The sequence below is a fragment of the Stutzerimonas kunmingensis genome, assembly GCF_002929225.1.
Taxonomy (GTDB): domain Bacteria; phylum Pseudomonadota; class Gammaproteobacteria; order Pseudomonadales; family Pseudomonadaceae; genus Stutzerimonas.
In genome coordinates, this window is record NZ_PISM01000021.1 from 131,134 (window position 1) to 150,515 (window position 19,382).

Annotated in this window: 23 protein-coding genes and 1 tRNA gene; 12 read left to right on the forward strand and 12 right to left on the reverse strand. The window is 63.7% G+C overall.

What is annotated here, in order from left to right; all coding sequences use genetic code 11:
• Positions 1-84: 84 nt before the first annotated feature.
• The 7 genes from CW305_RS23505 to CW305_RS17145 form a co-directional block, all read right to left on the reverse strand.
• A tRNA-OTHER gene (locus tag CW305_RS23505) sits at positions 85-195 on the reverse strand.
• A complete protein-coding gene (gene cysZ / locus CW305_RS17120) occupies positions 161-916 on the reverse strand; it encodes a sulfate transporter CysZ (RefSeq protein ID WP_023444190.1) in 756 nt (251 codons plus the stop codon). The genes CW305_RS23505 and cysZ overlap by 35 nt, the downstream gene beginning before the upstream one ends.
• A 232-nt stretch (positions 917-1,148) precedes the next feature.
• Positions 1,149-1,487 carry a HopJ type III effector protein gene (locus CW305_RS17125; protein ID WP_104098484.1) on the reverse strand — a complete coding sequence of 113 codons (339 nt, stop codon included), beginning with the start codon at positions 1,485-1,487 and terminating at the stop codon, positions 1,149-1,151.
• A complete protein-coding gene (locus CW305_RS17130; protein ID WP_041015004.1) occupies positions 1,484-1,777 on the reverse strand; it encodes a DUF1244 domain-containing protein in 294 nt (97 codons plus the stop codon). Before CW305_RS17130 ends, CW305_RS17125 begins: the two co-directional genes overlap by 4 nt.
• Before the next feature lie 76 nt (positions 1,778-1,853).
• A complete protein-coding gene (gene folX / locus CW305_RS17135; RefSeq protein WP_104098485.1) occupies positions 1,854-2,228 on the reverse strand; it encodes a dihydroneopterin triphosphate 2'-epimerase in 375 nt (124 codons plus the stop codon).
• Positions 2,229-2,246: 18 nt separating this feature from the next.
• Positions 2,247-2,951, reverse strand: coding sequence for a dihydromonapterin reductase (folM, locus tag CW305_RS17140; protein WP_104098486.1), 705 nt, complete (start codon positions 2,949-2,951; stop codon positions 2,247-2,249).
• Positions 2,952-3,017: 66 nt separating this feature from the next.
• The gene (locus CW305_RS17145; RefSeq protein ID WP_023446833.1) at positions 3,018-3,644 is read right to left on the reverse strand and encodes a PilZ domain-containing protein; all 627 of its coding nucleotides are present in this window, start codon (positions 3,642-3,644) and stop codon (positions 3,018-3,020) included.
• A 234-nt stretch (positions 3,645-3,878) separates the two neighbouring features.
• On the opposite strand from CW305_RS17145, the gene CW305_RS17150 reads away from it, so the two are divergent.
• Together CW305_RS17150 and CW305_RS17155 are read left to right on the forward strand one after the other, a co-directional pair.
• Positions 3,879-4,331 carry a flavodoxin gene (locus CW305_RS17150; protein ID WP_104098487.1) on the forward strand — a complete coding sequence of 151 codons (453 nt, stop codon included), beginning with the start codon at positions 3,879-3,881 and terminating at the stop codon, positions 4,329-4,331.
• Between the two features lie 104 nt (positions 4,332-4,435).
• Positions 4,436-5,212, forward strand: a complete 777-nt coding sequence (locus tag CW305_RS17155) for a class II aldolase/adducin family protein (RefSeq protein WP_014821291.1) — start codon at positions 4,436-4,438, stop codon at positions 5,210-5,212.
• 15 nt (positions 5,213-5,227) lie between these two features.
• Here the strand turns inward: CW305_RS17155 and CW305_RS17160 are convergent, their stop codons facing one another.
• Genes CW305_RS17160 through olsB form a run of 3 tightly spaced genes read right to left on the reverse strand, consistent with a single transcriptional unit; the run spans position 5,228 to position 7,355 of the window.
• Positions 5,228-5,800: an acyl carrier protein phosphodiesterase gene (locus CW305_RS17160; RefSeq protein WP_104098488.1), complete on the reverse strand. Its 573-nt coding sequence runs from the start codon at positions 5,798-5,800 to the stop codon at positions 5,228-5,230.
• 34 nt (positions 5,801-5,834) lie between these two features.
• Positions 5,835-6,608: a lysophospholipid acyltransferase family protein gene (locus tag CW305_RS17165; protein ID WP_041014782.1), complete on the reverse strand. Its 774-nt coding sequence runs from the start codon at positions 6,606-6,608 to the stop codon at positions 5,835-5,837.
• Positions 6,609-7,355 (reverse strand): L-ornithine N(alpha)-acyltransferase, encoded by a 747-nt coding sequence (gene olsB / locus CW305_RS17170; protein WP_041014781.1) that lies wholly within the window; start codon positions 7,353-7,355, stop codon positions 6,609-6,611.
• Between the two features lie 185 nt (positions 7,356-7,540).
• Here olsB and CW305_RS17175 point away from each other — a divergent pair, with 185 nt between their 5' ends.
• The 5 genes from CW305_RS17175 to CW305_RS17195 all read left to right on the forward strand — a co-directional run bounded on the left by CW305_RS17175 (position 7,541) and on the right by CW305_RS17195 (position 12,571).
• Positions 7,541-8,449 (forward strand): acyl-CoA dehydrogenase middle domain-containing protein, encoded by a 909-nt coding sequence (locus tag CW305_RS17175; RefSeq protein ID WP_104098489.1) that lies wholly within the window; start codon positions 7,541-7,543, stop codon positions 8,447-8,449.
• A 297-nt stretch (positions 8,450-8,746) separates the two neighbouring features.
• Positions 8,747-9,904, forward strand: coding sequence for a phospholipase D-like domain-containing protein (locus CW305_RS17180; protein WP_031298358.1), 1,158 nt, complete (start codon positions 8,747-8,749; stop codon positions 9,902-9,904).
• Between the two features lie 52 nt (positions 9,905-9,956).
• Positions 9,957-10,538 carry a DJ-1/PfpI family protein gene (locus tag CW305_RS17185; protein ID WP_046618038.1) on the forward strand — a complete coding sequence of 194 codons (582 nt, stop codon included), beginning with the start codon at positions 9,957-9,959 and terminating at the stop codon, positions 10,536-10,538.
• A gap of 89 nt (positions 10,539-10,627) precedes the next feature.
• Entirely contained in the window at positions 10,628-10,849 is a 222-nt protein-coding gene (locus CW305_RS17190; RefSeq protein ID WP_044315537.1) for a VF530 family protein, read from the forward strand.
• A gap of 156 nt (positions 10,850-11,005) precedes the next feature.
• A complete protein-coding gene (locus CW305_RS17195) occupies positions 11,006-12,571 on the forward strand; it encodes a methyl-accepting chemotaxis protein (RefSeq protein ID WP_104098490.1) in 1,566 nt (521 codons plus the stop codon).
• A gap of 54 nt (positions 12,572-12,625) precedes the next feature.
• On the opposite strand, the gene CW305_RS17200 is transcribed toward CW305_RS17195, so the two are convergent.
• Positions 12,626-14,149: a fumarate hydratase gene (locus CW305_RS17200; protein ID WP_044315535.1), complete on the reverse strand. Its 1,524-nt coding sequence runs from the start codon at positions 14,147-14,149 to the stop codon at positions 12,626-12,628.
• A gap of 194 nt (positions 14,150-14,343) precedes the next feature.
• Here CW305_RS17200 and CW305_RS17205 point away from each other — a divergent pair, with 194 nt between their 5' ends.
• Positions 14,344-15,474 (forward strand): GGDEF domain-containing protein, encoded by a 1,131-nt coding sequence (locus CW305_RS17205; protein ID WP_104098491.1) that lies wholly within the window; start codon positions 14,344-14,346, stop codon positions 15,472-15,474.
• On the forward strand, positions 15,467-16,408 hold the full coding sequence (locus tag CW305_RS17210) for an iron-sulfur-binding ferredoxin reductase (protein WP_104098492.1): 942 nt from the start codon (positions 15,467-15,469) through the stop codon (positions 16,406-16,408). Before CW305_RS17205 ends, CW305_RS17210 begins: the two co-directional genes overlap by 8 nt.
• 74 nt (positions 16,409-16,482) lie before the next feature.
• Here the strand turns inward: CW305_RS17210 and pyk are convergent, their stop codons facing one another.
• Positions 16,483-17,931, reverse strand: a complete 1,449-nt coding sequence (gene pyk / locus CW305_RS17215) for a pyruvate kinase (protein ID WP_101274362.1) — start codon at positions 17,929-17,931, stop codon at positions 16,483-16,485.
• 148 nt (positions 17,932-18,079) lie between these two features.
• Between pyk and CW305_RS17220 the strand changes: the two genes are divergently transcribed.
• Genes CW305_RS17220 through CW305_RS17230 form a run of 3 tightly spaced genes read left to right on the forward strand, consistent with a single transcriptional unit; the run spans position 18,080 to position 19,381 of the window.
• The gene (locus CW305_RS17220; protein WP_023446819.1) at positions 18,080-18,457 is read left to right on the forward strand and encodes a tetratricopeptide repeat protein; all 378 of its coding nucleotides are present in this window, start codon (positions 18,080-18,082) and stop codon (positions 18,455-18,457) included.
• 25 nt (positions 18,458-18,482) lie between these two features.
• Positions 18,483-18,905, forward strand: coding sequence for a DUF4124 domain-containing protein (locus tag CW305_RS17225; RefSeq protein WP_104098493.1), 423 nt, complete (start codon positions 18,483-18,485; stop codon positions 18,903-18,905).
• Between the two features lie 47 nt (positions 18,906-18,952).
• On the forward strand, positions 18,953-19,381 hold the full coding sequence (locus CW305_RS17230) for a PilZ domain-containing protein (protein ID WP_104098494.1): 429 nt from the start codon (positions 18,953-18,955) through the stop codon (positions 19,379-19,381).
• Position 19,382: the final 1 nt, after the last annotated feature.

The following is a 19,382-nucleotide window of genomic DNA, read 5'->3' on the forward strand; positions in this document are numbered from 1 at the left end:
TAGGGTGATCTGGCTGCCGGTTTCCCCTTACCCGGCAGCATCCGATCTCGCCAGGTCTTCGCGCTGAGCTGTCAGCATGTGACGTGGTGCGGACGGAGAGACTCGAACTCTCACACCTTGCGGCGCTAGAACCGTGACCGCCGAGCGCGACACCTGGCGTCTACGCTGGTCGGTCCAGCTGCCGATTTGGCCCGCCTTCCCTTACCCAGAACAGCGTCGCTCCCGCCACGGCCGCCGGCATGATCAGCAGGTTCAGGACCGGCACCAGCAACGCCGCATAAGTCACCGCACCAAAGCTCAGGCTCTGCCAGCGTCGCTGGCGCAACCAGCCCATCATGTCCGCCCAGCTCAGCTTGTTGTTGTCCGCCGGGTAGTCGATGTATTGCACTGCCATCATCCACACGCCGAACAGCAGCCATAAAGGCGCAGCAACAAGGTTCAGCACGGGGATGAATGAAAGCACTAGCAACGCCAGCGCGCGCGGTGCGAAATAGCCCAGCTTGCGCAGCTCGCGGCCAATCGTGCGGGGCAGCATGGCCAGCAGCTCGGCCCAGCTGAAAGGCGGCGCTGCGTCTTCGCCGCGCACCACTACCTCGACCTTTTCCGCCAGAAAGCCGTTGAACGGTGCGGCGATGATGTTGGCCAGCATGGTGAAGCTGAAGAACACCATCAGTACCACCAGCACGACGAACAGCGGCCAGAGGATGTATTCGAGAAAGGCGAGCCAGGTCGGCAGGTTGGGCATGAAGGTGTCGACCCAGCCGCTGAACTGGCCGACCGCGAACCAGATCAGGCCGAAGAACAGCAGCACGTTCACCGTCAGCGGCAGGATCACGAACAGACGCAGCCCTGGGCTGAGCACCAGGCGCAGGCCTTCGCGCAGGTATTGCGGGCCGGAGAGGGCGGATACGGGCATTGGCGTCTCCTGAAAAAGGGCAGGGTTTCGTCGAGAGGGGCGTAGCGCAGCGGGATAGTCGATGACTATGTATGCAGAACCTGAATTATCCACGGCCTCGGCGGATAGCTAAGGTGGCGCTCAACGGTTTTCGGGTCATCCGCTCCTTCAGCCTTCCCCAAGTGCTTGGGATGACCCTTTTTATTCCCATTGAGCCGGCATAGCCGGCTCAAATCCGTCGAATGGATGCGCGTTACTTGCGCTTGAGCGGTTGGGTGTCGAAACGCACGCCCGGCAGGCCGGTTTCCATGAGCGTGCGGATGTTGCGGTGGTCGCTGCCGTTCGGGTTGGCCAAAACCGCCTGATAGTGCTCGCCGAACGCAAGCAGCGCTTCTTCCGTCGTGAAGTCTTCAAGCAATGCGAGGCCCAGCGTCTTGCAGGAACCTACGTTCTCGCCGGCAGCGTTCTCCAGTGTGCCGTTGACGAAGCGGCTTGGCTGGTAGTCGTAAGCGCCCTCGATGAAGGCAAGCGTTTCGCTGAATGCGTGGTTGCGATTGCGCAGGCTGGCGCGGAAGTCCTTCAGGTCGTTCATTCTTTCTGGGCCTTGTCGAAAGCGGCCTGCTGCTCGGCAGACGCTTCCTTCTGATAGCGTTTTTTCCACTCGCTGTACGGCATTCCGTACACCTCTTCGCGGGCCTGGTCGATGCTGAGTTCGACGTCCAGATCGTCTGCGGCGGCCTTGTACCATTTCGACAGACAGTTGCGACAGAAACCGGCGAGGTTCATCAGGTCAATGTTCTGTGCATCGGGACGGGTGCGCAGGTGCTGGACCAGGCGGCGGAAGGCGGCGGCTTCCAGTTCGGTGCGTTCTTGATCGTTCATCTCGTGGGTCTCGGCGTTGGCTGAGGTCGGCCGGATCATAACCTTGCGTCAGTGAGCCGGCCAGCCTTGCGCAGGGTCAATCCCGATGCGCAGCAAGGGTGATCGATACGGACTCGGCGAAGCGCAGCGCGTGGGGTTTGTCGACTTCCACTTCGGCGTAGCGCACCTGCGGGTAGCGCATGACCAGGTCGAGAATTTCCTGGGTCAGCCGCTCGAGCAGGGCGAAGCGGTTGTCTTCGACGTGCTGGATGATTGCCTTGGTGATGGTGCGGTAGTTCAGCGCCTGTTCGATGTCGTTCTCGCGCACCGCCTCCGCAGCGGGGTAGAGCATCGTCAGGTTGATCAGCACGTCCTGGCGATTGATGATTTCCTCTTCCTTGATGCCGATGTAGGTGCGCAGCCGCAGGTCCTTGACGCGGATGCGGGCCATCGCGGGTTCCAGTCGGGGCATGGGGACTCCTTGCAGTCTTCAGATCAGATGGCGGCCGCCGTTCACGGTCAGTGTGGTGCCGGTGACATAAGGGTTGTCGAACAGGTAGCGTAGGCTCTGGTAGATCACCTCGGCACCGGGTTCGATGCCCAGCGCGGATTTGGCCAGCGCCTTGCGGCGATATTCGGAGTCGTCGTCCGGGTTGAACTGGATCAGCGCCGGGGCGATGCCATTGACCTTGATCGCCGGCGCCAGGCTGGCGGCGAAAGATAGTGTCAGGTTGTCCAGGCCCGCTTTGCTCGCAGCATAGGCGATGTGCTTCTTGCTGCCCTTGCGGGTCACGTCGTCGCCGATGTGCACGATGTCCGCCGGCCCGCCGTGGCGCAGCAGTTCGGCGCAGTGCAGGTTGATCAGGTAGGGCGCGAGCATATGCACCTGGAACAGCTGGCGGAACGCCTCGGCTTCCTGCCCGGGGGTATCCGGGCGCCATTCGGAGGCGTTGTGCACGATGGCCCGCAGGCAGTCGGTCTGCTGCTTGAGAGCGCCGATAAAGGTGGTGATGCCGGTTTCATCGCTGAAGTCCGCCTGCAGCGCCTGTGCGCCAAGGGCGCGAAGCCGGTCGATGCTGTCGCGTTCGCGGCGGTAGGTAAGGATGACCGGGAAGCCGTCTTCCAGCAGTCGCTCGGCACAATGCAGCCCGATCCGCTGGCTGGCTCCGGTGATGAGAATCGGGGCCTGATGCATGAAAATCCACTGCCTGTAATGGGCGGACCGCCCACAGGTTGAGGCGGTCGCTACAGGCGTGGCAGCTTACACCAGATCGGCCGGCAGCTCTGGCTGCAAATCTGGGTGCAGGCGCTGATGCTGGCGATAGAGGAAGGAGCGGATCCGCTCGGCGTCCTTTTCCTGGGTGAATTCGACTTCGTAGGCGGCCCGCCCGCCGGTCAGCTCGCGAACGCGATGGGCATCGATTTCCAGCGGGCCGTCGTCGGGCAGCGCCAGGCGCAGGTGGAAGTGCTTGGGTGGCTTGCGGTGTCCGCCGGCATCCACCAGCAGGCCGTGCGGAGACAGCTCGTGCACGCTGAGCGAACTTTCACCACCATCGTTTTCCAGCAGAGGCAGCGGCTGGTCCAGGTGCAGGCGCCAGGCACGCGTGGTTGGCCCGCGCTCGTAGATCACCGGAGGTGCCAGCTGCAGGTCGAGGCTGTGTAGTTCGTCTTCCCTGAGCTGCAGCGGGAAGGACATGCGGAAATCCTCGAATTCCGCCTGCAGCGACAGGTTGGCGCGAGCGGCCAGCTGCAGCAGCAATTCGTTGGATTGCGCGCCGCCGTCGATCCGAAAGCCTGTCGTGCGCTCAGCGCTGGTGCTGCCGTTGCGCTGCATCAACTTGCGGATGAAGGTCAGTTCGTCTTTGCTGAGAATCGTCTCTTCCGCCATGCGGATACCCTCGGAGGGACAGTGCCCTCCACGTTTGGCGTCGCGGGGTGGGGCCGCTACACGCCTGCAACCGGTATGGTCGCGGTGGGGCAATCGGCCCTATGACAAATGGGCTCGACAGTGGTTCCGCAGACTGCACATTTTTTGGATGGACGGCTTCGTCCTGAGCAGGGTGTGCCGACCAGACTTGGCGATTGCGGCATAATGCGCAGCTTTGATTGCCTCGGAGCGCACATGAAAGTCGCCATTCTTTCCGGGAGCGTCTACGGCACCGCCGAAGATGTCGCCCGTCACGCCGAACGCCAGCTGAAAGCCGCCGGTTTCGAAACCTGGCACGATCCCCGCGCCCAGCTGCCACAGATTCTCGATTTCGCCCCCGAAGCGCTGCTGGTCGTGACCTCAACCACCGGCATGGGTGAGCTGCCGGACAGCTTCATTCCGTTGTACTCGACCATCCGCGATCAGTTTCCCGCGTGGAGTGGCCTGCCCGGTGGCGTCATCGCCCTCGGTGACGCCAGCTACGGCGACACCTTCTGTGGTGGCGGCGAGCTGATTCGTGAGCTCTATGCCGAGCTCGGCGTGCGGGAAGTCGTAGAGATGCTGCGCCTCGACGCCAGCGAGACGGTGACGCCGGAAAGCGACGCCGAACCGTGGCTGGAAACCTTCGTGGCGGCCTTGCGTGCCTGAGTGGCTCGCCGGGTCAGCGGCCTGGCTGCAAGGGCAACTGCCGGGCCAATAGCGGCTGGCTAGAATCCAGGGCATCTTCACGACAATAACAAGAGGTGCCCTCGATGACTGCGCTGCACGCTTTGCCTTCTTTGGAAACCCAAGTGAGCCCCGCCGAATGGCAGGCGCGGGTCGATCTGGCGGCCTGTTACCGACTGGTCGCGCTGCATGGCTGGGATGACCTGATCTTCACGCACATCTCGGCCAAGATTCCCGAAACCGATCACTTTCTGATCAACCCATACGGGCTGATGTTTCACGAAATCACCGCGTCCAGCCTGGTGAAAGTCGATCTGGCCGGCAACAAAGTGACGGACAGCCCGTACGAGATCAATCCCGCTGGGTACACCATTCACAGCGCCGTGCATGAGGTTCGCCACGACGTCGCCTGCGTCATGCACACTCATACCGCCGCCGGGGTGGCGGTCTCGGCCCAGCGTCAGGGCGTGCTACCGATCAGCCAGCAGTCACTGTTCGTGCTAGCCAGCCTTTCGACGCATGGCTATGAGGGTGTGGCGCTGAATCACGACGAGAAAGCGCGTCTGCAGGCCGATCTTGGCGAAACCGCTTTTATGCTGCTGCACAACCACGGTCTGCTGACCTGCGGTAGCAGCATCGCCGATACCTTTCTGATGATGTTCATCTTCCAGCGCGCCTGTGAAATCCAGGTCATGGCGCAGACCGGTGGCAGCGAGCTGATCGCCATTCCGGAGCAGATTCTGGCCGGTGCGAAGGCCATGGCAGCGGGCGTGACCCGCACTCGCTCGGGCATGGGCGGTGCGCTGGCATGGCCCGGTCTGTTGCGCAAGCTGGATGCGCAAAGCCCGGGCTATGCGCAGTAATACGGGGCGTTCGCGCTACATCGCCGCCTTGGCGAACTGCTGCAGCTGCGGATAGAAGTGGCGGAAGTCCTCGAGCAGCGGGTCGTATAGCTGTTCCAGTTCTTCCAGGCCGCCGGCCAGGCCACCCGGCCGGCTCAGGCGACGGCCCATGTTCGCCAGCACCCTGCCCAATACGTCGAATTCACGGTAACTGCCGAGCCAGTCGTGTGCCGCCATATGCGGTGCGATCACGGCGAGCTTGCCAGGCAGCGCGGGCTCATCGGCCAGCGCTCGGTAGGCGCGCCGGGTGAACTGGTCCAGCGGCTCGCCGGAGTAGTCCGCCCAGTTCGCAGCCAGGCAATGATCGAAGAACAGGTCCAGCAGGATTCCGGCGTAGCGGCGACGCTCGCTGGGAAAGCGCGCTTTGGCCTGCAGCACCAGCGGATGACTGTCGGTGAAGGCATCGATCTGCCGATGCAGACGGATGCCTGCTTCGATCTGGGCCGGCAGGCGGCCCTGCAGCGGACCTTTGACGAAGTCCCCGTAAAGACTGCCGAGCATGTCAGCGGGGCCGGAGCCGCCAAGATGAAGATGAGCGAGATAGTTCATGGGCGAAGCTTAGCGCAGCCTCGACAGGAGGTCGCTATGCGGCCTCGCGCGCGGCCTCCTGCGCCGCCCCAAACAGTGCCCGTTCGATGGCCCGCTGTGCTTGCTCGGCAAGAGCCCTGCGACTGAGTGAGGCAACGGGTATCGGCGCCAACAGATGGATTTCTACCTCTGCCAGGTCGCTGGCCAACAGCCTGCGCAGGTGCGCGGGCAGTTCGTCGTCGCCGATGAAGGGGGCCAAGGTGTCGGGCTTGCCGTTGCGCAGATAGCGGATAGCCACGGGTTGAACGGCACAGCCGGCCTCTATCGCGCAGGCGAACAGCCGGGGGTGGAAGGTGCGCACGTTGCTGCCGTCGGTCGAGGTGCCCTCAGGGAAAATCAGCAGGTGGCGGCCCTGGGTGAGGTGGTTGGCCAGCTGCTGATTGATCTGCGCGGCATCGCCGGCGCCGCGGCGGATGAACAGCGTGCCAGCCTGGCGTGCCAGCCAGCCCAGCACGGGCCAGCGTGCGACTTCGGCCTTGGCCAGGAACGACAGCGGCCGCAGCATTCCCAGCAGCGGGATATCGCACCAGGAAACATGGTTGGCGACCCACAGCATCGGCTGAGCTGGTAGCTGACCGATGATGCGTACGCGATAGGGCAGCGCGGCGGCCAGGCGAACCATGAACCAGCGGGTCAGCTGTTGCCTGCGTTGCAGCGATGTGCGTAGCGCGAAGCGCTCGCCGAAACCCAGTGCGGCCGCCAACAGCAACCCCAGCAGAATCACCGCGGCGACCCGCAGCAGGCGCCAGTACAGGCGCAACCGCGGCATCTATACCGCCGCCTTGAAGTGGCGAGCGTAGCGCGGGCACAGCTCCTCGCGCTTGAGCAGGATGAATATGTCGGCAACCTGAAAATCCGGGTCCCAGCAGGGTTCTCCACAGATCTTCGCGCCGAGGCGCATATAGGCCTTGAGCAGCGGCGGCAGCTGGGCAGTGACGTTGTCCGGGAGTTCCAGTTCGGGAAGTGGTGTTCGCGGCTCGGCGTGCAGCAGTTCAGTGCTCAGGTGGCTGTCGCGCAGTCGTTGCATGATCGCTCGGGCCTGGATGCCACCGTCGCGCATCGGGATGCTCGCGCACCCCATAAGGTAGCGATAGCCACCCTGGTTGAGCACCTCGGCAAGCTCGCTCCACAGCACCGCAATGGTCGCACCATTGCGATAAGCCGGCGCCACGCAGGTACGGCCGATCTCCAGCACCGGTTCGTTGATGTCCGCCAGGCCATGCAGGGCAAATTCTCCCTCGCTGTAGAAGCGCCCGAGCTGCTTGGCGGTGAGGTGGTCGAGCAGACGTGTGGTGGCGACCAGCTCTCCACTTGCCAGATCACGTACACCGATATGCCGGCAGTGAATGTCGAAGTCATCCATGTCCAGCCCGAACTCGGCGCCATTGAGCTGGGCATCGAACTCGCTGCTGAACACCCGATAACGCAGGGCCTGGGCTTCGCGGAGGGCCCGTTCGCCTTCCAGGCGTTCGGCTCGAAGTTGACGCGTGCTGCGTGGGTCGACGATGGCATTCATGCTCTGTCTCCTTGTCCGCCGGGGTAGTGGCGGGTTGGCGATGCAACGCGAGCGTCTGGTTGTTATCGTTGGGCTCGCTGGTTTGGCGTGATCAGGCTAGGAGCAGGGCGTGTCGCCACTGTGACGTTCGGATGATGGTTGGATGACGGCGCGAGCCAGTGGCCGTAATTGCAGAACCTTTGGAGATGAAGATGCCCTGGAAACGATTGATCGGGCCGCTGCAGCCAGTGGCCGCGACCTCCGGGCTGCGCGACTGGTATCGGTCCGTGTGCGACGTTGCTCCGAGTACGGACTCCTTCAGTCAGGCGGTCTACGGCGGCCGACTGGCGACCTCCCCGGGGTTGGCGTTTCTCGCGGGATACCAGGCTGCCCTACGGGCGCTCTGGCCGGATGCGCCGCCCGGGCTTGGCGCGCTGTGTACGACCGAGCGGCGCAAATTGCGGCCGGCCGATATGACGAGCCGTTGCGAGAACGGTCAGCTCACTGGCAGCAAGGATTTCGTGACGGCGGGGGACGCGGCGCAATGGCTGCTCGTTTCGGCCCGGGAGGAGGGGGCCGGTGAGTCACCGCGCCTCGGCCTGTTCGTCGTCGAGCCGTCCGGTGCCGGCGTGTCATTGGTGACCGGGCCGGATCTGCCGATCGTGCCGGATATCGCGCATGGCAGATTGAGCGTTGAGCAGGCTGCTGGGAAACGCTTGCCTGGTGACGGCTGGAGCGAGTACGTCAAACCGTTCCGCAGCCACGAGGATCTACATGTGCTGGCGGCGCTGACTGCCTGGCTCTACGGTGTGGCGCTGCTTGAGCGGTGGCCGCGCGCGCTGGCACTGCGTCTGCTCGGCGTTCTTGCGGCTGCGGCAGAGGTTGCGCGGCGGCCAGCCCATGAGCCTGCCACTCATCTGCTGCTGGCCGCGTTGCTCGAGCAGTTCGCTGCGCTGCAACCTGAGGTGGACAGGGCGCTGGCGGATTCGCAGGGGCCCCGGGGCGCATTGTGGCGGCGTGATCGCGCAGTGCTGGGCTTGGCGCGCGATGCCCAGGCGCGCCGTCTGGAACAGGCGCTTGCCGCGCTCGGGCTCGAATCTTCAGTAGGCAGTTGAAGGCAGGGCGCGCGCCGGCGAACAGCTGGGAACTCTGCCCAGGCGAGTCGGGCCTATAGAGGATCGTATTTCACGGCGGCACTTCCGCTGCGGCGGTCTGACCTGCTGCCTTGCCTTGCTCGAACGCCTGGGTAAGCTAGCCAACTGCTCGTTCAGCACCGCCAGTGCAGAGGGGCGGTATCGAGGCCGCAGCCCTTGGATGCCGTCCGGAAAAAGGGATTTCATGTCATTTCGTTGCTCATCCGCTTCGTCGCTGTGCCTGACGTCATCTGGCTCTACGCGGGGTGCCGCCCTGTGATGCTCGCTGGAGCGGTGTTCCCCTGGCGCAGCGACAATCAGTTCCGCCTGCTGATAGACGGGCCGGGGTTCTTCCCGCCCATGCTCGATGCCATCGAGCGCGCCGAGCGCCGGGTCGATCTCGAACTCTATCTGGTGGAGGACGGCGCTTGTCTCGACCGCCTGCTGGAGCCGCTGCTGCGTGCGGCGGCACGCGGCGTTCGGGTGCGTTGCCTGTTCGATGGTTTCGGCTGCCTGAAGATGAGCCAGGTCAATCGTGATCGAATGACCGCCGCTGGCGTCGAGCTGCGTCTCTATAACCCGCTTTCGCTCCGCCTGAGGCTGCGCAACCTGCATCGTGACCACCGCAAGCTGCTGCTGGTCGACGGCTGCATCGGTTATGTCGGCGGCACCGGTGTCACCGACGAATTCTGGCGTCCTGATGAGCCCGACGTGCATTGGCATGAGGTGATGGTCGAGATGACCGGCCCGCTGCTGCAGGACTGGCAGGACCTGTTCGACACCCAGTGGGTGCATTGCCTGAAGCGGCGTATCTGGCAGCTGCCCCTGCCCAGTGGTGCGCCGCGCATTCCAGTGCTGCCCAGTGGCTCGGGGCTAGGGCGCGTCGCCTATGCGGCGGCGCGTCAGCACCGCGACATACTGCACAGCCTGTTGCGCAACCTGCGGCGCGCGCAGACGCGCATCTGGCTGGCGACGCCGTATTTCCTGCCTACCGGCAAGGTGCGCCGGGCGCTGATCCGGGCGGCGCGTCGCGGGGTGGACGTGCGCCTGCTGCTGACCAGTCGCAATACCGATCACCCGCCGGTGCGCTACGCCGGGCAGCGTTTCTATCCACGGCTGCTGCGTGCCGGCGTGCGAATCCATGAATATCAGCCACACTTTTCCCACCTGAAAATGGTGCTGGTTGACGACTGGGTCAGCGTCGGCTCTTGCAACTTCGATCACTGGAACCTGCGCTGGAATCTGGAAGCCAATCTTGAGGCCATCGACGCTGCGTTGAGTGCCCAGGTGCAGGCATGCTTCGAGCGCGATTTTCAGGACAGTATCGAAATCGACATTAAAAGCTGGTACGCCAGACCGCTGCACCTGCGCCTCTACCAGCGCATGTGGGGCTGGCTGGACCGGCTGCTGGTAAACATCTTCAACCGCGGTGGCTGAAGCCGCCGCGTCACGGAGCAATGCTCCAAACCCGCGCGAAGAGGACGATCCAATGGCGGCGAAGAACATTTTGATGCTGGTGGGTGATTACGCCGAAGACTACGAAACCATGGTGCCTTTCCAGGCCCTGCAGATGGTTGGCCATCGCGTGCATGCCGTGTGCCCGGACAAGAAGGCCGGCGACAGCGTGCGCACCGCGATTCACGATTTCGAGGGCGACCAGACCTATAGCGAGAAGCCGGGGCACAACTTTGCGCTGAACTTCGACTTCGCCGACGTGCGGGCCGAAGACTACGATGCCCTGGTCATTCCCGGTGGCCGGGCGCCGGAATATCTGCGCCTGAACGAGCAGGTGCTGGCGCTGGTGCGTGCGTTCGATGAGGCCAAGAAGCCAATCGCCGCCGTTTGTCACGGCGCCCAGCTGCTGGCCGCCGCGGGCGTGCTCAAGGGGCGTGCCTGCAGTGCCTATCCCGCCTGTGCACCCGAGGTGAAGCTGGCCGGTGGCGAGTACGTGGACATTGCCGTGGATCAGGCGCATACCGATGGCAACCTGGTCAGCGCTCCGGCATGGCCCGCCCATCCGGCGTGGCTGGCGGCATTCCTCGAGGTGCTCGGAACCCGCATCAGCCTGTAAGATGCAGACCGTCACCCAAGCCCGCCCCGCAGACCGCGCGGCGGGTTTTTTCATCCGTGAGGCTATGCCCTCGTGTTCGTGAGTGCCCCATGACTCAAGCAAAAGACCCCCTTCATGGCGTGACGCTGGAGGCCATCTTGGTCCAGCTGCATGCTCGCTTCGGCTGGGACGGCCTTGCCGAGCGCGTCGATGTCCGCTGCTTCAGCAATGAGCCGAGCATCAAGTCCAGCCTGAAATTCCTGCGCAAGACGCCCTGGGCCAGGGCGAAAGTCGAAGCGCTGTACATCGCAGAACAGAACGCCGGTCGCTAGTCCGCTCACGAGCGGCACTACCTGCCGATGCCGTTCGGCAAATACTTTCCGTCCCCTCTCAAGTTCGCTTTGCGCCGCCCGACTCTTGTAACAGATTGATTCGTCGTGACCGATGAGTCGCATTTTTCAGCAAATCGCTGGCAGGGAGTTCGGGCGATGAGAAACAACGGACCGGTAAGCAACACCGAACGGACCTTTCCGGCGCATCAGCGGCTGATTTCGGCGACGGATAACCAGGGCAAAATCCTTTATTGCAATGACGAATTCGTCGCCATCAGTGGCTACTCACGAGCCGAGCTGATCGGCAGTGACCACAACCTGGTCCGCCACCCGGACATGCCACCCGCCGTGTTCGAGGTGATGTGGCGCTACCTGAAGGCCGGCAAAAGCTGGATGGGGGTGGTCAAGAACCGCTGCAAGAACGGCGATTTCTACTGGGTCAGCGCCTACGTCACGCCTGTTTTCGACGATGGCAAGCTGACCGGCTTCGAGTCGGTGCGAGTCAAGCCGACAGCCGAGCAGGTCGCCCAGGCGTCGGCACTGTACGAGCGTCTGCGTACCGGCCGACCGGCGGTTTCGTTGAGCCGGCGCGCGCAGGGCTGGACGCGTGCGCTGGCGATGCCGATGGGCGCAGCGGTGCTGGCAGCCGGTGGAATCTTCTGGCTGCCGCCGGCAGTGAAAGCGCTCGTCGTGCTCGGTCTGTTCTTCGTGCTGGGGCTCAGCTGTCACTTCGCTGCGGAACGCCAGTTGATGCGCATCCTGCAGCGCGTACCCGAAGCCTTCACCGATCCGGTGGTCGCCCTGACTTATACCCAGCAGCATGGCAATGCGGCGCGGCTGGAGATGGCCCTGGTCAGTGAAGACGCGCGGTTGCGTACGGCGTTGACGCGTCTGTCCGATCTGGCCGTGCAGGTCGCCGGTGCGTCGGCAGAAACCTATTCGTTGGCCAGCCAGACCGAAAGCGAGCTGCGTCAGCAGCGCGGCGAGACGGACATGACGGCCACCGCGGTGACGCAGATGACCGCATCGATCAGTGAGGTCGCCGGGCACGTCCAGCACACGGCAGAGGAGGCGAGGACGGCGAACGCGCTGGCAGACGACGGTGACCGGGTCGCAGCGAGTTCCCGCGAGGCGATGGAAATGCTGTCGGCGACCGTCACCAACATCGGCAACGTAGTCAACGAGCTGGCTGGCGAAACCCAGCAGATCGTATCCGCCGCCGGCATGATCCAGAGCATCGCCGACCAGACCAACCTGCTGGCGCTGAATGCTGCCATCGAGGCCGCACGTGCTGGCGAGCAGGGCAGGGGCTTTGCCGTGGTCGCCGACGAGGTGCGTGCGTTGGCGAGCAAGACGCGGGAGTCGACGCAGCAGATCCAGGCCATCATCCAGTCGCTCACCAGCAAGGCGGGTGAGGCCGTGACAATCGCACAGGTGGGTGACAAGGAGGCGGCCCAGGGGTTGGCTCAGGTCGTCGAGGCGCAGCAGGCATTGCAGGGCATTCGCGATGCGGTCGGCCGCATTGCCGGGATGAGCCAGCAGATGGCTGCCGCTGCCGAAGAGCAGGCGCATGTGGCCGAAGACATTGCTCGTCAGGTCACCCGTATTGCCGTCACGACCGACAGCAATGTCAGCAAGGCGGACCTGACCATGCAGCGCGGGCGCGACCTGGAATGTGCAGCGCACGGGCTGCGGGCACTGGTCGAACGCTTCAACCGCTGATTGCCGGGCAATAAAAAGCCCGGCATCGAGCTGGGCTTTCTATTGGCGTGTCGCTTATTGCACCTCGACCGCCAGGCTGTCGGCAATCTTCTGCTGCCAGATCGCCGGGCCGGTGATGTGCACCGACTCGCCGTTGGTGTCGACGGCGACGGTGACCGGCATGTCCTTCACTTCGAACTCGTAGATCGCTTCCATGCCCAGCTCGGCGAAGGCCAGCACCTTGGACTTCTTGATCGCCTGGGCGACCAGATAAGCCGCACCGCCAACCGCCATCAGGTAGACCGCCTTGTTGTCCTTGATCGCTTCGATGGCAATGGGGCCGCGCTCGGACTTGCCGATCATGCCCAGCAGGCCGGTGCTTTCCAGGATCTGACGGGTGAACTTGTCCATGCGCGTCGCGGTGGTCGGGCCAGCCGGGCCAACCACTTCGTCACCGACCGGATCGACCGGGCCGACGTAGTAGATGAAACGGCCCTTGAGGTCGACCGGCAGCTCTTCGCCCTTGTTCAGCATGTCGACCATGCGCTTGTGCGCGGCGTCGCGGCCGGTAAGCATCTTGCCGTTGAGCAGGACGGTCTCGCCCGGCTTCCAGCTCTGCACTTCTTCCGGCGTGATGGTGTCGAGGTTGACGCGGCGCGCGCTCGGGCCGGCTTCCCAGACGATCTCGGGGTAGGCATCCAGCGGCGGCGGGGTCAGTTCGGCAGGGCCGGAACCGTCGAGCACGAAGTGTGCGTGGCGGGTGGCGGCGCAGTTGGGGATCATGCACACCGGCAGCGAGGCGGCGTGGGTCGGGTAATCCATGATCTTCACGTCGAGCACGGTGGTCAGGCCGCCGAGGCCCTGGGCGCCGATGCCCAGCTGGTTGACCTTCTCGAACAGCTCAAGACGCAGCTCTTCGATGCGGTTCTGCGGGCCACGGGCCTTCAGCTCATGGATGTCGATGGATTCCATCAGGACTTCCTTGGCCATCACCGCGGCTTTCTCGGCGGTGCCGCCGATGCCGATGCCGAGCATACCCGGCGGGCACCAGCCAGCGCCCATGGTCGGCACGGTCTTCAGTACCCAGTCGACGATCGAGTCGGAGGGGTTGAGCATGGCCATCTTCGACTTGTTCTCGGAACCGCCGCCCTTGGCTGCGACGTCCACTTCCACCTTGTCGCCGGGAACGATGGAGTAGTGGATGACGGCCGGCGTATTGTCCTTGGTATTTTTGCGGGAACCTGCCGGGTCGGCCAGGATCGAAGCACGCAGGACGTTTTCCGGCAGGTTGTAGGCGCGGCGCACACCCTCATTGATCATGTCGTCCAGGCTCATGGTCGCGCCGTCCCAGCGCACGTCCATGCCGACGCGGATGAACACGGTGACGATACCGGTGTCCTGACAGATCGGGCGATGACCGGTGGCGCACATGCGCGAGTTGATCAGGATCTGCGCCATGGAATCGCGGGCAGCCGGGGATTCTTCACGCAGGTAGGCTTCATGCATCGCCTGGATGAAATCCACGGGGTGGTAGTAAGAAATGAACTGCAAAGCGTCAGCGACGCTTTGAATCAGGTCGTCTTGCTTGATCACGGTCATGCAGCGCGTCCTCATACGGGGCGATAAGAGGCGCGTCGGGGGTGGCAGTCGACGCGCCGCGAAAAAATGCGGCGCAGTATAACGCGTCAGGCTGCGCGGTACACGGATGGACCAGGAGCGATGGGAATGCTGGCTAGGATTTTGTTTTCGGTAAGCGTAGAGTGCGGCAAATTGCCACGGCGGGAAGGATCCCTATGAGTGCGATGCGTGACGAGACTGATATGCGTGCATTGCAGCAGTTGGTTACGCGGCGATTCGCACTGGCCTCCGTGACCTACGGTCTGGGCCTGGTGCTGACCTGGGTGGCGGTGGCGGGGGGCTTCTACCAGGCCTCGGTGGCCAGCGCCGTGGCGCAGTCGGCATTGATTGTGGTCAGCCAGTTGCTGTTTTTCTGGCTGTTTCATCGCGGTATCAACCTGCGTTCCAAGGACCCCAGCCTGACTGAACCGCAGGTGCTGGTGGGGCTGCTGTGGCTGACCTCTTTTCTCTTCAACCTCGGCAGTGCACGCGGTTCGCTACTGGTGCTCTATCTGCTGGTGCTGATGTTTGCCGTCTTCCTGCCGCCGAAGGTGTTCATTCGCTACGCCGCACTGGCTTTCGTCAGCTTCGTCAGCATGGCTGCGCTGGATTACTATCTGCAGCGGCCGATCAAGACCGATGTGTTCCTGCTGCAGGCCAGCGTGCTGCTGGTGACGCTGATCTGGATGTGTCTGTTCGCCGGCCACGTGTATCGCTTGCGCCAGCGCATGCGCCAGCGGAGTTTCGCGTTGCAGGCACATCAGGACACCCTCCGCGGAATGATGCGTCAACTGGAGGATCTGGCTTCCACCGACGAGTTGACGGGCCTATACAACCGGCGGCGCTTCCTACGTATCGCCGAGGGCGACCTGAACCGCTTGCGCAAGGGGCATCAATCGGGGCTGGCGCTCATCGATCTGGACCACTTCAAACGCATCAACGATATCCACGGCCATGCCACCGGAGACCGCGTGCTGCAGGCCTTTGCCAGCGTGGCGCGGTCCTGTCTGCGTGATGATGACGTGCTGGCCCGTTATGGCGGCGAGGAGTTCGTGCTACTGCTGCCCAATACCGACGCCGAGCAGTTCACCGCGTGCTGTGAGCGCCTGCGGGAGGCTTTCGCCAACGCCGAGCCGGAAGACGCCAATATCGAAGCCGGACATCTCAGCCTGTCGATCGGCCTTACCCTGCTGAACGCCGGAGATGATCTGGATGCAGCGCTACAGCGTGCCGACGAAGCGCTTTATCGAGCCAAGCGCGGTGGTCGCAATCGTTGCGAACCCGCCTGGGTCACCGCCGATGCCTGAGTTGCATTGCGCCGGCAAGCGCTGGTCGGTCGCGCCCGCTACCAACCTGCTTGATGCCCTGATCGCTGCCGGCTTGCCCGTACCCTACAGTTGCCGCGCCGGCAGCTGTCACGCCTGCCTGGTGCGCTGTGTCGACGGAGCACCGCGCGATCTGCAACCCGACCTGCTGCGGCCCGAGCAGCATGCGGCCGGCTGGCGACTGGCCTGTCAGTGCCGTGTCGAGGAGGATTTCGGTGTAGAAGTCTTCGATCCCCGCCGCGACGGACTGCCCGCTCAGGTGCAAAGCGCCGAGTGGCTGAGCGGCAGCGTGCTGCGCCTGCGTCTGCTGCCGGAGCGGCCGCTGCGCTATCGAGCAGGTCAGCACCTGTTGCTGTGGACCGGTGCCGGCATCGCTAGGCCGTATTCGCTGGCCAGCCTTCCCGGCGACGATTCCTGGCTGGAGTTTCATCTCGATTGCTCCAGGCCGGGGGCGTTCTGCGATGCCGCGCGGCAGATGCGCGCGGGCGACACGCTGCGGCTGGGCGACCTGCACGGTGGTGCATTGCATTACGAGCCGGAGTGGTCCGAGCGCTCTTTATTGCTGCTGGCTTCGGGAACCGGGTTGGCCCCTTTGTTCAGCCTGTTGCGCGAGAGCCTGCGCCAGGGCCATGCCGGGACGATCAGGCTGGTGCACTTTTGCCGTGACGAGCACTACCTGCGCGGGCCGTTGCAGGAGTTGGCGGACAGGCACGAGAACCTGGAGCTGCAATGGGTCGATGCGCAACAGCGTGACAGCATGCTTTCGACGCTACGACCAACGTCGCGGCGGGACATCGCGCTGCTCTGCGGCGGTTCGGCGTTCGTCGACGCCTGCGCCAGGCGCCTGTTTCTCGCGGGCCTGCCGCGTGGACAGATATTCAGCGACGCTTTCGTCAGCGCGACTCAGGCGCGGTAGTTGGCTCCCCGTTCGATCTCGCAGACAGCACGAGGCCGGCTAAAGAGCCGGCCTCGTGTGATTCCCTGCCAGCCTTACTGATCGCCGACGCGCAGGATCTTCATCGTGTTGGTACCGCCTGTGCTGTCGTGGTAGCTGTCGCCTTTGGTCAGGATCACCCAGTCGCCGGGCTGCACGATGTTGCGCTTGAGCAGCTCCTCGACTGCCATCTGGCTGACCTTTTCTGCAGGTAGCGCAGCCGGATCGAACGGGATGGTCTGCACGCCGCGGAACAGCGCGACCCGTGCCTGGGTTTCGCGGTGCGGCGAGAAAGCGAAGATCGGCACCGAAGACCGGATGCGCGACATGATCAGCGGTGTATAGCCGCTTTCGGTCAGGGCGATGATGGCCTTGACCCCCGGGAAGTGGTTGGCGGTGTACATCGCAGCCAGCGCGGCACTCTCGTCGCAGCGCTCGAACTGCTGGCCGAGGCGGTGTCCGGACTTGGTGCTGGTCGGGTGCTTCTCCGCGCCGCAGCACACACGGGCCATGGCCTTGATCGCTTCGATCGGGTATTCGCCGGCGGCGCTTTCGGCCGAGAGCATCACCGCATCGGTGTAGTCCAGCACGGCGTTGGCTACATCGGATACCTCGGCGCGGGTCGGCATCGGGCTGTGGATCATCGACTCCATCATCTGCGTCGCGGTGATTACCACCTTGTTGTGGCGACGTGCGTGCAGAATGATCTTCTTCTGGATGCCGACCAGCTCGGCATCGCCAACTTCCACCCCGAGGTCGCCGCGCGCCACCATCACGCCGTCGCTGGCGCGGATCAGGCCGTCCAGTGCCTCATCGTCGGCGACCGCTTCGGCCCGCTCGATCTTGGCGATCAGCCAGGCGTCGGAGCCGGCTTCGTCGCGCAGGCGGCGAGCCAGGTCCATGTCAGCGGCATCACGCGGGAAGGAGACTGCCAGGTAGTCCAGCTCGAGATCCGCGGCCAGCTTGATGTCGGCCTTGTCCTTGTTGGTCAGCGCCGGCGCCGTCAGGCCGCCGCCACGGCGGTTGATGCCCTTGTTGTCCGACAGCGGGCCACCGATCAGCACGGTGCAGTGCAGTTCGTCCGCGGTGGCGTTGTCGACGCGCATCACCACTCGGCCGTCGTCGAGCAGAAGCTCATCGCCGATGCCGCAATCCTTGACCAGGTCCGGGTAATCGATGCCGACCACTTCCTGATTGCCGGCGTCGCGCGGATGGGTCACGGAGAAGCGGAACTGGTCTCCTTCCTTCAGCTCAATGCGCTTGTCGGTGAACTTGGCAATGCGGATCTTCGGTCCCTGCAGGTCTCCGAGCAGCGCGACGAAGCGGCCGTGGCGCGCGGCGATTTCACGCACCAGCTCAGCCCGGGCACGATGCTCGTCGGGGCTGCCGTGGGAGAAATTCAGGCGGGCTACATCCAGCCCGGCGACGATCATCTTTTCCAACACCTCCGGCGAGCTGCTTGCTGGGCCCAGGGTGGCGACGATCTTGGTGCGACGCGGAATCATTCAATTGCTCCTTTTTCTGGCTGGCCCCGAGGCTACTATGCTCGCCGGTTGTAGTCATCGCTCGGCGACCACTACTCTTTGCGTCCGGCTGACGGGCTGTCTGCAGCTTTTTCCAGCTCGGTCGATACAGGGGCATACGGAGGAACCCATGCGCACCCTGATCATCGTTTTCCTGAGTCTTCTGACCGTCGGCTGCAGCAGTCGCCATGCTTTCGATCGCCACCTGGATGCGGCTTACCAGTACTACGAGGCCGACAACTGCGAGCGGGTGATGCAATCACTGTCGCAGGCAGAACGCCGCAGCAAGCCGCGCAGCCAGGTCCAGCCGGAGATTTCACTGTTGCGCGGCCAGTGTCTGGAGCGCCAGGGTCTGTTCGTCGACGCTGGCGAAACCTATCGTTTCATCGTCGAGCGATACCCTGCCAGCGAGTACGCCTATCGCGCTCGTGCGCGCCTGGAGACGCTGAGGCAGCTGGGCCACTATCATGCCGAGGCACCGCCGGTGGTTCAGCCGGCCAAACGTTGATTTCATAAAAGCCATGTGAGGGATCATGCGAGCTTTGCTGATGACCGCCATGCTGCTGCCTGCACTGGCAGATGCGCAGATCTATCGCTGGACCGATGCCAACGGACAGGTTCACTTCGGTCAGCGCCCGGCAGCCGGAGCCGAGCAGGTCGAGGTTCGGCCCCAGGTCGTCGAACGCGACGACCAGACCCGTGAGCGTGAGGCGCGCAGCGAACGATTCTTCGATGCGCGGCGGCAGGAGCAGCAGGCAGCGAGGGAGCAGGCCAGCAAGGCGCGGGCTGCACGAGAGGAGGAATGCCAGGGCTTGCGCAGCCAGTTGTCGCGACTGCAGCTTGGCGGACGTTTTTTTCGTAACGATGCAGCGGGAGAGCGCGTCTACTACAGTGAAAGTGAAGTAGAGGCGGCTCGACAGCGCCTGGCGATGCGTATCAGCCAGGAATGCAGTTGAGCCGACAGGACTCGAATTGCAGGGTTAAGGCTGAAGGCTCCGACGACATGAACATGGCGAACCAGCGTCGTATCCAGCGGCATCAGTTGCCGTACTACCTCAACGTATTCAATCGGTTCACCGAGAAGCCGCTGGGCTTCATCGGCAACCTGTCCGAGGGCGGGCTGATGCTGATCAGCCCCTATCCGATGATGCTTGGTGTTCGCTTCGAGATGCGCCTGAAGATTCCGGGCCAGAGCGGTCAACTGCGGCAAGTGGATTTCAGTGCGTTCAGTCTGTGGTCAAGCGAGGATGTGACGCCGGGCAGCTACGATACCGGCTTTTCCCTGATCGAGCCGCCCGGGGATATCCGCGAGATGATCGCTGCCCTGCATCACTACTTCAGTTTCCAGCCGATGTTGCACATTCCTCTGGCGCATCATGCCAGCCCGGCATCGGATCGATTCACTGACAAGGACTGCTGCCACGGTCTGTGAG

Bases quoted from the DNA above. Each gene is read 5' to 3' on its own strand.
- CW305_RS17195 (WP_104098490.1), top strand. From the start codon at position 11,006: ATGAGAAACAACGGACCGGTAAGCAACACCGAACGGACCTTTCCGGCG.
- CW305_RS17145 (WP_023446833.1), bottom strand. From the start codon at position 3,644: ATGGCGGAAGAGACGATTCTCAGCAAAGACGAACTGACCTTCATCCGC.
- olsB (WP_041014781.1), bottom strand. From the start codon at position 7,355: ATGAATGCCATCGTCGACCCACGCAGCACGCGTCAACTTCGAGCCGAA.
- CW305_RS17165 (WP_041014782.1), bottom strand. From the start codon at position 6,608: ATGCCGCGGTTGCGCCTGTACTGGCGCCTGCTGCGGGTCGCCGCGGTG.
- CW305_RS17225 (WP_104098493.1), top strand. From the start codon at position 18,483: ATGCGAGCTTTGCTGATGACCGCCATGCTGCTGCCTGCACTGGCAGAT.
- CW305_RS17175 (WP_104098489.1), top strand. From the start codon at position 7,541: ATGAAGATGCCCTGGAAACGATTGATCGGGCCGCTGCAGCCAGTGGCC.
- pyk (WP_101274362.1), bottom strand. From the start codon at position 17,931: ATGATTCCGCGTCGCACCAAGATCGTCGCCACCCTGGGCCCAGCAAGC.
- CW305_RS17150 (WP_104098487.1), top strand. From the start codon at position 3,879: ATGAAAGTCGCCATTCTTTCCGGGAGCGTCTACGGCACCGCCGAAGAT.
- CW305_RS17200 (WP_044315535.1), bottom strand. From the start codon at position 14,149: ATGACCGTGATCAAGCAAGACGACCTGATTCAAAGCGTCGCTGACGCT.
- CW305_RS17210 (WP_104098492.1), top strand. From the start codon at position 15,467: ATGCCTGAGTTGCATTGCGCCGGCAAGCGCTGGTCGGTCGCGCCCGCT.
- folX (WP_104098485.1), bottom strand. From the start codon at position 2,228: ATGCCCCGACTGGAACCCGCGATGGCCCGCATCCGCGTCAAGGACCTG.
- CW305_RS17125 (WP_104098484.1), bottom strand. From the start codon at position 1,487: ATGAACGACCTGAAGGACTTCCGCGCCAGCCTGCGCAATCGCAACCAC.
- CW305_RS17180 (WP_031298358.1), top strand. From the start codon at position 8,747: ATGCTCGCTGGAGCGGTGTTCCCCTGGCGCAGCGACAATCAGTTCCGC.
- CW305_RS17220 (WP_023446819.1), top strand. From the start codon at position 18,080: ATGCGCACCCTGATCATCGTTTTCCTGAGTCTTCTGACCGTCGGCTGC.
- CW305_RS17160 (WP_104098488.1), bottom strand. From the start codon at position 5,800: ATGAACTATCTCGCTCATCTTCATCTTGGCGGCTCCGGCCCCGCTGAC.
- CW305_RS17230 (WP_104098494.1), top strand. From the start codon at position 18,953: ATGAACATGGCGAACCAGCGTCGTATCCAGCGGCATCAGTTGCCGTAC.
- CW305_RS17190 (WP_044315537.1), top strand. From the start codon at position 10,628: ATGACTCAAGCAAAAGACCCCCTTCATGGCGTGACGCTGGAGGCCATC.
- CW305_RS17155 (WP_014821291.1), top strand. From the start codon at position 4,436: ATGACTGCGCTGCACGCTTTGCCTTCTTTGGAAACCCAAGTGAGCCCC.
- CW305_RS17185 (WP_046618038.1), top strand. From the start codon at position 9,957: ATGGCGGCGAAGAACATTTTGATGCTGGTGGGTGATTACGCCGAAGAC.
- folM (WP_104098486.1), bottom strand. From the start codon at position 2,951: ATGCATCAGGCCCCGATTCTCATCACCGGAGCCAGCCAGCGGATCGGG.
- CW305_RS17130 (WP_041015004.1), bottom strand. From the start codon at position 1,777: ATGAACGATCAAGAACGCACCGAACTGGAAGCCGCCGCCTTCCGCCGC.
- CW305_RS17205 (WP_104098491.1), top strand. From the start codon at position 14,344: ATGAGTGCGATGCGTGACGAGACTGATATGCGTGCATTGCAGCAGTTG.
- cysZ (WP_023444190.1), bottom strand. From the start codon at position 916: ATGCCCGTATCCGCCCTCTCCGGCCCGCAATACCTGCGCGAAGGCCTG.